This is a genomic window from Marinobacter salexigens, from assembly GCF_002806945.1.
Lineage (GTDB): Bacteria > Pseudomonadota > Gammaproteobacteria > Pseudomonadales > Oleiphilaceae > Marinobacter > Marinobacter salexigens.
The window spans coordinates 260,443-272,990 of record NZ_NIHC01000005.1 but is presented as its reverse complement, the minus strand read 5'-3'; the positions used below and the strand labels follow the sequence as shown (position 1 = coordinate 272,990).

Here is a 12,548-nt window from a genome sequence, read left to right as displayed (position 1 = left end):
GGTGTGGATTGGCGCAGTCAGTCTGTTTCCTGAGATGTTCCAGGCGGTAACCGATTACGGAATAACCAGCAGGGCAGTACGCGATGGTCTTTTGACCTTCGAGAGCTGGAACCCTCGCGACTTTACTCTGGATCGACACCGCACTGTCGATGACCGTCCCTATGGGGGTGGCCCCGGAATGCTGATGAAAATTCAGCCACTCAGGGATGCCATTCGCGCAGCGCGGGAAGCGGCACCAGGAAAAGCTTGTGTGGTTTATCTTTCACCCCAGGGTGAAACGCTGAGTCAGGCTGTTGTTGAGTCTCTTGCTGCAGAAGAGCGTTTGATTCTGGTAGCAGGGCGTTACGAGGGCATTGATGAGCGCCTGATAACGACAGAAGTCGACCGGGAAGTATCACTGGGAGACTTTGTGCTCTCCGGTGGCGAGCTGGCAGCGATGACTGTTATTGATGCGGTTACACGCCTCATCCCCGGAGCGCTGGGTCATGCGCAGTCGGCAGAGCAGGACTCTTTTGCTGACGGTTTGCTGGATTGTCCGCACTACACTCGGCCCGAAGTTTACGAAGGTCAGGCGGTGCCGGATATTTTGTTGGGCGGTCACCATGATCAGATCCGGCGTTGGCGACTTAAGCAGTCGCTGAGGCGAACCCGGGAACGACGCCCCGACCTGTTGGAAAAGCGGGTGCTTACGGACGAAGAGCGTGAGTTGCTGGGTGAGATTTTAAACGAACCGTGTGCCTCTGAATCATCAGGGCATTAAAAGATTGGGTATCAGGAGCATTACGATGAGCGGCAAGAACAACATCATCAATCAACTTGAAACAGAACAGATGACCAAGGAAATCCCCTCGTTTTCACCGGGTGATACCGTGGTTGTTCAGGTTCGTGTAACTGAAGGCAACCGTGAGCGTCTGCAGGCGTTTGAGGGCGTTGTTATCGGTAAGCGTAACCGTGGCATGAACTCGTCATTCACCGTACGGAAAATTTCTTACGGCGTAGGCGTTGAGCGTACTTTCCAGACCTTCTCCACGCTGATCGGCGGTGTTGATGTTAAGCGTCGTGGTGATGTGCGCAAAGCCAAGCTTTACTACTTGCGTGAGCGTTCCGGTAAGGCAGCACGTATCAAGGAGAAGTTGGGCTGATCAGCTATTTGCTGGACAACCTAGCAGTGAAAAAGGCAGCCTGAGGGCTGCTTTTTTCGTTATTGGCCCCTCAGGGTCCATTGTTGGAAGTTCGGCTTGTTTAGGGGCGAGAGGGTGTGAGGCTACAGGATGAGGCGGTAATTGCCCGGTTTGTTGATGCTGTTTGGCTGGAAGATGGGTTGGGCGAGCAAACCCGGCAGGCCTATCGCAACGATTTGCAGCGATTGGCTGCATGGCTGAAGGTCCAGCGCGGGAGTCCGCTGTTGGTGGATGCCCGGCGAACAGACTTGCTGGCCTGGATGGCTGATGGGTTCGCGAAGGGGTTAAAGACCTCTACGGCAGCTCGTCGCCTCTCGGGGATTCGGCGGTTTTACCGTTTTCTTCTTCGCGAGGGACTGATTGCTGAAGACCCTACGTTGCGCATAGACAGTCCTCGTTTGCCGCGGCGGCTGCCGGATTCACTGAGCGAAGAAGAGGTGGAGTCGCTTCTGGCAGAGCCGGACCCCGTCTTGCCCATTGAGCAGCGAGATAAGGCCATGCTGGAGATTCTCTATGGTTGTGGTTTGCGGGTGTCTGAACTTACCAGCTTGCGAGTGGATCAGGTGAACCTGCGTCAAGGAGTTATACGGGTGACAGGTAAGGGTGATAAAGAGCGCTTGGTTCCACTAGGGGAGGAGGCTATGGACTGGCTCATCCAGTACATGAAAGAAGGTCGCCCAGAGCTTCTCAGAGGGCGCGCCTGTGATGCGTTGTTTCCGGGTAACCGGGCAGTTGCCATGACGCGACAAACCTTTTGGCACCGTGTTCGCCACTACGCAATGCGTACTGGAATCCGCAAGCATTTATCGCCTCATACACTGCGGCATGCTTTTGCAACCCACCTACTTAACCATGGTGCGGATCTGCGCGTGGTTCAGATGCTACTTGGGCACTCAGATCTTTCTACAACACAGATATACACGCATGTCGCACGTCAGCGCTTGCAGGCGCTGCATCAAGCTCATCATCCTCGTGGCTGAAGTTACGCTTTTTAGGTAAGCTGGCGGTTTGAACTTTTTGGACGGACAGGCGTCTCAGTTTTTTGGTTCGAAGGCTTGTTTCATGGCTGGCGTGACTCTTTTTCCGCAAGCTCCATAGGTACCCTACAGAATAGGTGCGCTTTCCAGAATGAATGTAAAACGGTTTTTTATGTTGGCGGTGATGGCGGCTGGTGTTTTTGGCGCGCCCTTTAGTGTTGCCGGTGAGGTTGAAGACAGCATTAGCGAGAGTCTTTCCGCTGCTGTGCCGGGGTTGAAGATCTTGTCTGTACAGGAGTCCGAAGCGCAGGGGCTTTATGAAGTGCAGAGCAGTAACGGCGAAACCATTTATACCACCCGTGATGGCCAGTATCTGCTCACCGGTGATTTGCTGAAGGTTACCAGTAAGGGCATCGCCAACGTGACAGAAGAGGCCAGGGCAAATGAGCGCCGTAAAACTATGGCCAGCTACGGTGGCAATGGCCTGATCAGCTACAAGGCTGACAACGAAAAGGCGGTGATAGACGTTTTCACCGATATTGACTGCCCCTACTGCCGCAAGCTCCATGATGAGGTGTCGCAGCTTAACGATTACGGTATTACTCTGAATTATTATGCCTACCCGCGCTCTGGCCCAGGCACACCATCCTTTAAGAAGTACGAATCAGTCTGGTGTGCAGAGGATCAGCAGTCTGCGATGGATACAGCCAAGGCCGGTAAGGCGGTTGCTACGGCAACTTGCGATAATCCCGTGCTGGAGCAGTTTCAGCTTGGTCGGCGCATTGGTGTAACCGGCACTCCGGCCATTGTGCTGGAAGACGGTAACATTGTGCGTGGATACGTGCCGGCCAGAAACCTTGCCGAAGGGCTGGGCCTGCTTTAAAGGCCGCATGGGCCGCCCCCCCTTCGGCAGTGGCGGTTATGTGACAAGCTTTTGGTTCAGGGCTTATTCAGCAGGCCTTGAACCGGTATACTATTTGCCCTTTCAGTGTCGCGACATCGCAATACTGCACTATTACAATACATCAGGAACCCTTCGGGATCAGAGGTGAAAGCTTGAAAGACGTCAGTGTCGGAATCTGCGGATTGGGAACCGTTGGCGGCGGTACATTCAATGTATTGACTCGCAACGCCGCACTTATTGCGGGCCGTGCGGGCTGTAATATCCGGATTACCCGGGTAGCCAGCCGGCGTAATCGCGACGATATGGATCTTGGTGACGTTGCCTTCAGTACCGAGATATTCGATGTGGTGAACGACCCCGCGATTGACGTTGTGGTAGAGCTGATCGGCGGTTACGACACTGCACGAGAGCTTGTGCTGGCCGCAATCGGTAATGGCAAGCACGTGGTTACCGCCAACAAGGCGCTGATTGCCGTTCACGGAAATGAGATATTTGCCGCGGCAGAAAAGGCCGGGGTTGTGGTTGCCTATGAAGCGGGTGTTGCCGGTGGTATTCCTGTAATGAAGTCTATTCGTGAAGGCCTGGCGGGTAACCGTATTGATTGGATTGCGGGTATTATCAATGGCACGGGTAACTACATTCTTACCGAAATGCGTGCTGGCCGCGCGTTTGCTGACGTGCTCAAAGAAGCTCAGGACCTGGGTTACGCTGAAGCCGACCCTACGTTTGATGTAGAAGGCATTGATGCAGCCCATAAACTGACCATTCTGGCGTCTGCCGGCTTTGGTGTTCCGCTGCAATTCGAAAAAGCCTTTACCGAAGGCATCTCTTCGATCACGCCTTATGATATCGCTCACGCTGAACAGCTTGGCTATCGTATCAAGCATCTGGGCATTGCCCGCCGCCGGGATGATGGCATTGAGCTGCGAGTGCATCCGACACTGGTTCCTCGCAGCCACCTGATTGCTCAGGTAGACGGCGTGCTGAACGCAGTTCTTGTGGAAGGTGATGCAGTTGGTCAAACCATGTATTACGGGCCGGGTGCGGGTGACGAAGCAACGGCTTCCGCTGTGATTGCCGATATTGTCGACGTTGCCCGAATTGTCGCCAGCGAAAGCTCCCTGCGGGTACCCCATCTCGGGTTTGCTCCGGATGCGCTGGAACAGCTTGATGTTCTCTCCATGGAGGACATTCAGTCTGCTTATTACTTGCGTATAACGGCTCTTGACCGCCCCGGTGTGCTCGCCAATATTGCCTCGATTCTCAGTGAGCATGGCATAAACATCGAGTCGATCATGCAGAAAGAATCCGAGGTGAAGGGTGGCCGCATTCCGGTCATTATCCTGACCCACACCGTGCAGGAACGGCAGATAAACCGCGCTATTGAAGAGCTGGAAGCCCTGGCTGACACAGATGGCCCGGTTGTCCGCATTCGCGCCGAAAACTTTAACTGAGAACACCCTAACCAACAGGTACTCACGTGAGATACATCAGTACGCGGGGAGAAGCACCCGCACTGGGCTTTGAAGATGTCCTGCTAACAGGACTGGCTCCCGATGGCGGGCTGTACGTGCCGGAATCACTTCCACACTTCAGCCTGGAAGAAATCCGTAGTTGGCGGGGGCTTCCCTACACCCAGCTTGCGTTCAACATTATGTATCCATTTGTGGAGGAGGCCATTCCCGAGGCCGATTTCCGGCAGATGTTGAATGAAACCTACGCAGCGTTTGCCCATAAAGCTGTTGCTCCGCTGGTGCAGCTTGATTCCAATGAGTGGGTAATGGAGTTGTTCCGCGGGCCAACCTTGGCATTCAAGGATTTCGCGCTTCAATTACTGGGCCGCTTGTTGGATTACGTGCTGGAAAAACGCCAGGAACACGCCGTGATTATGGGCGCGACCTCTGGTGATACTGGGTCTGCAGCAATTGAAGGCTGCCGTCACTGCGATCACGTTGATATTTTTATTCTGCACCCATATCAGCGAGTGTCGGAAGTGCAGCGCCGTCAGATGACAACGGTTCTCGGGGATAACGTCCACAATATTGCCATCAAAGGCAATTTTGATGACTGTCAGCGCATGGTAAAAGAGAGTTTCGGAGACCAGTCTTTCCTGGGTGGCAAGGCCAGGTTGGCAGCGGTTAACTCCATCAACTGGGCTCGCATCATGGCTCAGATTGTTTATTACTTCCATGCTTCCCTGGCTCTTGGTGGCCCGGATCGCAGTATGGCGTTCTCTGTGCCTACTGGTAACTTCGGAGATATCTTCGCTGGCTATCTTGCGAAGAAAATGGGTTTGCCGATTACGCAGTTGGTTATTGCTACCAACCGGAACGACATTCTCCACCGCTTCATGAGCGGCAACAAATACGAGCAGCACCAGCTTGAACACACACTGTCGCCAAGTATGGATATTATGGTGTCCAGTAACTTTGAGCGCTTGTTGTTTGATCTTCATGGCCGTGATGGACTGGCAGTGAAAGAGTTGCTGGAGAACGCGGTTAAAGGTCCAGTCAGCATTGAGGACTACCGCTGGAAGCAGGCTCGCAAGCTGTTCGATAGCGCCGCTGTTGATGACAAGGCTACGTGCGACACCATTCGTGAGGTCTATGAGCAGAATGAATACCTGCTGGACCCACACACGGCGATTGGTGTGCGCGCTGCCAGAACCTGTCGCCGCGATGCAGATATACCAATGATCACTCTTGGCACCGCTCACCCGGCGAAGTTCCCGGATGCCATCACTGAATCTGGCCTTACGGTTAAGCCTGACCTACCTGCTCATATGGCGGATCTGTTTGAGCGCGAAGAGCGCTATACGGTGCTTGATAATGATCGTGCAGGTGTGCAGGATTTCATTGCAAAACACTGGAAGAATGCCTGATACGGTATGACACCAAAAAAGATCCTGCGTCGCCCCCTGCCGGAAAACTCTCCGGCCTGGGGGCAAGACCTTCCTCCCTTGCTCCGCCGTTTGTACTCCGCCCGGGGTGTAACTTCCGATGCACAGCTAAGTTATACCCTCAAGCATCTGGCCTCGCCCTTTGAATTACGTGGTATTGATCGGGCGGTAGAACTGTTAGCCGACGCCATCGCCCAGAACCAGCGAGTCCTCGTGCTCGGGGATTTTGATGCTGACGGAGCCACCAGCACCGCGGTCGCCATGCTTGGCCTCTCCATGCTAGGGCTTCAGAGCATTGATTTTCGTGTGCCCAGTCGCTTTTCAGATGGTTATGGGCTGACCCCAGGCATCATCGGGCGCTTGCAGGAAGAGGGTGAGTTGCCTGATCTGTTGGTAACGGTAGATAACGGCATATCAGCAATTGACGGTGTGCGAGCAGCCCGGGAACTTGGCATTAAGGTGGTAGTTACGGATCACCACCTTGCAGGCGAAGTGTTGCCTGAGGCAGATGCCATAGTGAACCCGAATCAGCCTGGCTGTGGATTTTTAAGCAAAAATGCGGCAGGTGTAGGTGTCATGTTTTACGTGCTCACCGCCTTGCGTAAAAGGCTTCGGGAAGCTGGCCGACTGCCTCAGCCGGAACCCAACTTGGGTAACCTTCTGGATTTGGTGGCATTGGGTACCGTGGCCGATGTTGTGCCGCTGGATCATAACAATCGGATCTTTGTTGAACAGGGGCTTCGTCGGATTCGCAAGGGAGAGGCTCGCCCCGGAATTCTGGCTTTGCTGGAAGTGGCTGGCCGGGAGCACGGGAATATCAGTTCAACCGATTTGGGCTTCGTTGTCGGCCCGCGGCTTAATGCGGCAGGCAGGCTGGATGATATGAGTGTGGGCATTGCTTGCCTGCTTGCAGACGGTGCGGATGAGGCTAGGCGTTTAGCCAGTGAGCTGGACACCTTCAATCGGGAAAGGCGCACGATTGAAAAGGACATGAAGACGCAGGCTCAGGATTTGCTCGCGTCCATGTCGCTTGATCTCGAGGGTTTGCCCTGGGGGTTGGCGCTGTTCGATCTGGATTGGCACCAGGGTGTGATTGGCATTCTCGCCGCACGTATTCGTGAGCAAACCCATCGCCCCACTATTGCTTTTGCGCCGGATGAGAATGGCGTAGATATTAAAGGCTCGGCCCGGTCGATTCCCGGCTTGCACATTCGCGATGTGTTGGCGGTTGTGGATGCAAGGCATCCAGGTGTGATGAAAAAATACGGTGGCCATGCCATGGCGGCCGGTATGACCTTGGCTCGTGATGATCTTGATGCGTTTTCTGAAGCATTTGATCGGGCTGTTCGAGATACGTTAACAGCTGCTGACCTTGAGGCTGCGGTTACTACTGATGGGCCGCTGAGCGCTGATGAGTTGTCACTGGAAACGGCAGCTTTGTTGAAGCGCGCGGGGCCTTGGGGGCAGCATTTCCCTGAGCCTTTGTTTGATGGCGAGTTTCGTGTGGTGAGCCAGCGGATTGTTGGCGAAAATCATTTGAAGCTGGTTTTGCAGCCGGTGGATGGCAGCGGAATCATTGACGGTATTGCGTTTAATACTGGGCCGGAGGTGCCTGATTACACGCGCACCGGGGCTCGGGTTGTTTATAAGCCGGATTCGAATACTTTTCGGGGACGGACTAATTTGCAGCTGTTGGTGGATTATCTGGAGCCGCTTTCTTAGCTGGCCTTTTTGGTGGCTGGTCACGGGGCGGGGACGCTTTTCTTCTGGAAAAACAACTCGCTGCGCTCAGACATCTTTTTCCGGCAGAAAAGCGTCCCCGCCCCCTGACCGATTTGACGGCAGAGAAAGATCGCTCTACCGAATCCCAGGAGAGAGCTTGGGCAGGCAGCGAGTGGGTTGTTCCGGGAGTGTCGAAAACATGGATGTTTTCGTCAAGCGTACATGGACGTATTCACAGCGTCTCCTGGAACAACCCACTCGTTGCCTGCTTGCACCCATGCCGAAGTTCGGTTTCCCACGGCTGATTTACCATTGGAATTCCGGTAGAATCCCGCCACTGTTTTACGCATCATTTTCTAACATTGAGTAATGGTCTTATGGAAGTTAATCCCATTGTGACGAAGATTAAAGAGCTTCGTGAGCGCACAGAGACGCTTAGGGGGTATCTTTGACTACGATCAGCGTAGTGAGCGGCTGGTTGAAGTAGAACGCGAATTGGAGATGCCCACCGTGTGGGATGATCCTGAGCGCGCCCAGGCGCTGGGAAAAGAGCGCTCTGATCTTGATTTGATTGTTAGCACCATCAACAACCTCACAACCGGTCTTTCCGATGCGGAAGGTCTGCTGGAAATGGCGGTTGAGGAAGATGATGCAGACACAGTGGCCGAGATTGAATCCGATCTCGAGGCACTTGATGGCGAGTTAGAGAAGCTTGAGTTCCGTCGGATGTTTTCCGGTGAGATGGATCCCAATAATGCCTATCTGGAAATCCAGGCCGGGTCGGGCGGCACCGAAGCCCAGGATTGGGCCAACATGCTTCTGCGCATGTATCTGCGCTGGGCTGAGAGCCGTGGTTTCAAGACCGAGATTGTAGAGCTGCAGGAAGGTGATGTGGCGGGCGTGAAGAGTGCCACCGTTCATATTCAGGGCGATTATGCCTTTGGCTGGGCTCGCACGGAAACGGGCGTTCATCGTCTGGTTCGCAAGTCGCCTTTCGATTCTGGTAATCGTCGCCATACGTCGTTTTCGTCGGTGGTTGTGACGCCGGAAGTGGATGACAGTTTCGAGATTGAAATCAACCCGGCAGATCTTCGGGTGGATGTTTACCGCGCCTCGGGTGCGGGTGGTCAGCACGTTAACCGTACAGAATCTGCGGTGCGTTTGACTCACAATCCGACCGGTATTGTTGTTGCCTGTCAGGCTGGCCGAAGCCAGCACCAGAACAAAGATCAGGCGATGAAGCAGCTTAAAGCCAAGCTGTACGAGCATGAGATGCAGGCACGCAATGCTGAGAAGCAGAAAGCTGAAGATGCAAAATCCGATATTGGGTGGGGCAGTCAGATTCGTTCTTACGTGTTGGACGATGGCCGCATCAAGGATTTGCGTACCAAAATTGAAACCAGCAACACCCAGTCGGTGTTGGATGGTGATATTGATAAGTTCATTGAAGCCAGCCTGAAAATGGCGCTGTAACCAGCGTCATTGCCAAGCCACCCCGAGCACCCCTGATTTTCTAGTGAGCCAACATGACTGAACACACCAAGAATGCACCGCAAGAGGACAACAGGCTGATTGCAGAGCGCCGCGCCAAATTGGCAGAGCTGCGCGAGAGTGGCAATCCCTTTCCCAACGACTTCCGCAGAGATGCCACTGCTGCCGAGCTTCAGGCTAAATACGGTGAGTATAGCAAGGAAGAGCTTGAGTCTATGGGTGTTAAGACCGCTATTGCCGGCCGCATGATGCTCGACCGTAAAGCATTCAAAGTGGTTCAGGATATGACGGGCCGCATTCAGGTGTATGCGTCTAAAGATGTGCAGAAAGATACCAAGCACTGGGATTTGGGCGACATTATTGGTGTGCGGGGCACTTTGTGTAAATCCGGAAAAGGCGATCTGTACGTGAGCATGGATGAGTATGTATTGCTCACCAAATCACTGCGCCCACTGCCCGAGAAGCACAAAGGCCTGACCGATACCGAGTCTCGCTATCGTCACCGCTACGTGGACCTGATGGTTAATGAAGACAGTCGTCGGGTGTTCCGTATGCGCTCAAACATCATTACCGCCATGCGCCAGTTCTTTGCTGATCGCGATTTTATGGAGGTGGAAACCCCCATGCTGCAGGTGATCCCGGGCGGTGCTACCGCGCGTCCGTTTATGACCCATCACAATGCTCTGGGTATTGATATGTACCTGCGCATTGCGCCGGAACTGTACCTGAAGCGTTTGGTTGTGGGTGGTTTTGAGCGGGTGTTCGAGATCAATCGTAACTTCCGGAATGAGGGGCTTTCTACCCGCCATAACCCGGAGTTTACCATGGTGGAATTCTACCAGGCCTATGCTGATTACAATGACCTGATGGATCTTACCGAAGACATGCTGCGCACCATTGCTGAGCAGGTTCTGGGCACGGCTAAGGTGGTAAACACTCGCATTCTGGCTGACGGTACGGAAGAGTCTATCGAATACGACTTTGGCAAGCCTTTTGAGCGCATGACAGTTGTGGACGCAATTCTGCGATTCTCCCCGGATATTACAGCGGAGCAGCTTGCAGACGAGGCTTCTGCACGGCAGGTTGCGAAAGACTTGGGCATCCATGTGAAAGACGGTTGGGGGCTGGGCAAGATTCAGATCGAAATTTTCGAGGCGACTGCAGAGCACCGCCTGATGCAACCAACGTTTATCACCGAGTACCCGAAGGAAGTTTCACCACTGGCCCGGTCGAAGGACAGCAATCCGTTTGTGACCGAGCGTTTCGAGTTTTTTGTGGGTGGGCGCGAGATCGCCAACGGCTTCTCCGAGCTAAATGACGCCGAAGATCAGGCCGAACGCTTCAAGGCGCAGGTTGCCGAGAAAGATGCTGGCGACGATGAAGCCATGTTCTATGACGAAGACTATGTGATGGCGCTGGAATACGGTATGCCGCCGACGGCGGGTGAGGGTATCGGAATAGATCGGTTGGCCATGCTGCTGACTGACTCGCCGTCCATTCGCGACGTCATCCTGTTCCCGGCCATGCGCCCCGAGCATAAGGTTGAAAATTCTAACAGTGAGAGTGCCGAAGACAAGGAGTAGTCATGCATCCGGTTGAGGTACTGGCAAGCAATCTCAGGCCCGACCGGGGCTGGAAAGAACACCTCGCAGGCGAATTCTGCCAGCCCTACATGCAGGCGCTGGCGGAGTTCCTCGCTGAAGAGGAAGGCTCCGGGAAGGTGGTCTTCCCGGACATCGAACACTGCTTCAATGCCCTCAACAGCACGCCTCTTGATGATGTGCGTGTTGTGATCCTCGGGCAAGATCCCTACCACGGCCCCAACCAGGCCCACGGTTTATCGTTTTCCGTAAGACCCGGCGTTCGCACGCCACCCTCTCTGGTTAATATGTTCAAGGAAATTCAGAGTGACCTGGGTATTCCACCACCGGATCACGGCTGCCTGCAACCCTGGGCAGAACAGGGCGTATTGCTGCTGAACAGTGTACTAACGGTGGTTCAAGGCCAGGCGGGGGCGCATCAGGGCAAGGGTTGGGAGACGTTTACAGACCGGGTGATCGAAACGGTGAACCGTGAGCGTGAAGGTGTGGTGTTTCTGCTTTGGGGCAGCTATGCCCGAAAGAAGGGGAAACATATTGATCGTACCCGCCACCATGTTCTTGAGGGACCCCATCCATCGCCGCTCAGTGCTTATCGAGGGTTCTTTGGTTGCAGGCATTTTTCCCAGGCTAATGAGTGGCTCAGGGAGCAAGGGCTTGAGTCTGTAAATTGGGAATTGCCTTCCAGGACGCATCTTGATTGTTCGTGATGCAAACTCCGATGATGAGAGAGTAGTCACGGGGTCACGGGGGAGCCTTCCCAAAACCGTGCGGAGCCATGGATGGCGGAGCCGAGCGTACAGGGACGTATTCACAGCGTGTTTTGGGAAGGCTCCCCCGTGACTGCTCGGCCGTAGCCGGAAAAAACTATTGAAGCAATGCCATCGCTGCTTCCATCTGAGCGTTAAGGTCTTCTTCTTCACTCATATCGATGTTCGGATCAAGGCCGAGGCGGTCAAAGGCTGGAATGGCCGTCCAGTCCATCTGCGCCCACGGGTGCTCTGAGCCCGCAAGCAGCTGCAGGCTAGCGACCATAACCAGGTCAGCGTAGTCTGCTGAAGGTACTTCTCTCTGAAATTTGGCGAATTCCAGCGGAACATTCTGCAAATCCTTCGGGAAATCCCATTTTTTCAGAATAGCGGTGCCAATTCTCGGGTGCAGCTCTTCAATAACGTTGTCCAGCAGGATGCTGCTGATCTGTATATCTTCATCTTCAACGTAGCGCAAAATGGGTAGCACGCCGATCAGATGAACCAGGCCGGCCAGGGTGGCCTGATCCGGTTTCAGCTTTGTATAGTGCTGGGCAAGTACATGGCAAATTCCCGCCACTTCGGTGCTGGCTTGCCAGGTTGCACGCAAGCGTTTGTCGATCATGTCGGAGGTCGCTTGAAACATCTGCTGCATAGCCAGACCCATGGCCAAGCTGCTTGTGTAGGCCATGCCAAGCCGGCTTACGGCCATGTTCAGGTTCTCTATGGCTCGGCTACCCCGGAAAAGAGGGCTGTTACACACGCGGATAATGCGGGCAGAAAGAGCTGTGTCGTTGCTGATGACCTTTACCAGATCGGCAATTGCCGAGTCCTCGGACTCGGCAATCTCCCTTACCTGAAGTGCGGCTTCCGGCAGTGTCGGCAGTAAGAGTTTGTCGTCTTCAATTGCGGCTGTAAGATCCGCCTTGATGGTTTCAGCAATGTTCGACATGATTTCGTATGGATCCGCTTGTCAGTTCAGAACACCGGTAATCCTTTGGAGCCGCGGCAATCTGAAGGTCAGAAG

General features: G+C 54.2%; 11 protein-coding genes. 10 read left to right on the top strand and 1 reads right to left on the bottom strand.

The genetic code is table 11. The features are described 5' to 3' along the window. Position 1 precedes the first annotated feature (1 nt). The 10 genes from trmD to ung all read left to right on the top strand — a co-directional run bounded on the left by trmD (position 2) and on the right by ung (position 11,482). A complete protein-coding gene (trmD, locus tag CDH47_RS11430) occupies positions 2 to 760 on the top strand; it encodes a tRNA (guanosine(37)-N1)-methyltransferase TrmD (RefSeq protein ID WP_100640025.1) in 759 nt (252 codons plus the stop codon). A 25-nt stretch (positions 761 to 785) separates the two neighbouring features. Continuing rightward, positions 786 to 1,142 carry a 50S ribosomal protein L19 gene (gene rplS, locus CDH47_RS11425; protein WP_100640024.1) on the top strand — a complete coding sequence of 119 codons (357 nt, stop codon included), beginning with the start codon at positions 786 to 788 and terminating at the stop codon, positions 1,140 to 1,142. Between the two features lie 116 nt (positions 1,143 to 1,258). Next, a complete protein-coding gene (xerD, locus tag CDH47_RS11420; protein WP_100640023.1) occupies positions 1,259 to 2,161 on the top strand; it encodes a site-specific tyrosine recombinase XerD in 903 nt (300 codons plus the stop codon). Between the two features lie 148 nt (positions 2,162 to 2,309). Next, on the top strand, positions 2,310 to 3,041 hold the full coding sequence (locus CDH47_RS11415; RefSeq protein ID WP_100640022.1) for a thioredoxin fold domain-containing protein: 732 nt from the start codon (positions 2,310 to 2,312) through the stop codon (positions 3,039 to 3,041). Between the two features lie 173 nt (positions 3,042 to 3,214). After that, complete coding sequence (locus tag CDH47_RS11410) at positions 3,215 to 4,516, top strand: homoserine dehydrogenase (RefSeq protein ID WP_100640021.1); 1,302 nt, start codon at positions 3,215 to 3,217, stop codon at positions 4,514 to 4,516. Positions 4,517 to 4,542: 26 nt separating this feature from the next. Beyond that, positions 4,543 to 5,943: a threonine synthase gene (thrC, locus tag CDH47_RS11405; RefSeq protein WP_100640020.1), complete on the top strand. Its 1,401-nt coding sequence runs from the start codon at positions 4,543 to 4,545 to the stop codon at positions 5,941 to 5,943. Positions 5,944 to 5,949: 6 nt separating this feature from the next. Then, the gene (gene recJ, locus CDH47_RS11400; protein ID WP_100640019.1) at positions 5,950 to 7,683 is read left to right on the top strand and encodes a single-stranded-DNA-specific exonuclease RecJ; all 1,734 of its coding nucleotides are present in this window, start codon (positions 5,950 to 5,952) and stop codon (positions 7,681 to 7,683) included. A gap of 377 nt (positions 7,684 to 8,060) precedes the next feature. After that, a protein-coding gene (gene prfB, locus CDH47_RS11395; protein WP_100640018.1) for a peptide chain release factor 2 occupies positions 8,061 to 9,156 on the top strand; the annotation gives its coding sequence in 2 pieces (ribosomal slippage) (positions 8,061 to 8,132 and positions 8,134 to 9,156; 1,095 coding nt in all). A gap of 53 nt (positions 9,157 to 9,209) precedes the next feature. After that, on the top strand, positions 9,210 to 10,757 hold the full coding sequence (lysS, locus tag CDH47_RS11390) for a lysine--tRNA ligase (RefSeq protein ID WP_100640017.1): 1,548 nt from the start codon (positions 9,210 to 9,212) through the stop codon (positions 10,755 to 10,757). A 2-nt stretch (positions 10,758 to 10,759) separates the two neighbouring features. Next, entirely contained in the window at positions 10,760 to 11,482 is a 723-nt protein-coding gene (gene ung / locus CDH47_RS11385; RefSeq protein WP_100640016.1) for a uracil-DNA glycosylase, read from the top strand. 157 nt (positions 11,483 to 11,639) lie between these two features. Here ung and CDH47_RS11380 read toward each other — a convergent pair whose 3' ends face one another. After that, a complete protein-coding gene (locus CDH47_RS11380) occupies positions 11,640 to 12,473 on the bottom strand; it encodes an HDOD domain-containing protein (protein WP_100640015.1) in 834 nt (277 codons plus the stop codon). Positions 12,474 to 12,548 lie beyond the last annotated feature (75 nt).

Excerpts from the sequence above, each read along its gene's own strand:
- ung (WP_100640016.1), top strand. The coding sequence starts at position 10,760 with ATGCATCCGGTTGAGGTACTGGCAAGCAATCTCAGGCCCGACCGGGGC.
- lysS (WP_100640017.1), top strand. The coding sequence starts at position 9,210 with ATGACTGAACACACCAAGAATGCACCGCAAGAGGACAACAGGCTGATT.
- recJ (WP_100640019.1), top strand. The coding sequence starts at position 5,950 with ATGACACCAAAAAAGATCCTGCGTCGCCCCCTGCCGGAAAACTCTCCG.
- rplS (WP_100640024.1), top strand. The coding sequence starts at position 786 with ATGAGCGGCAAGAACAACATCATCAATCAACTTGAAACAGAACAGATG.
- CDH47_RS11380 (WP_100640015.1), bottom strand. The coding sequence starts at position 12,473 with ATGTCGAACATTGCTGAAACCATCAAGGCGGATCTTACAGCCGCAATT.
- CDH47_RS11415 (WP_100640022.1), top strand. The coding sequence starts at position 2,310 with ATGAATGTAAAACGGTTTTTTATGTTGGCGGTGATGGCGGCTGGTGTT.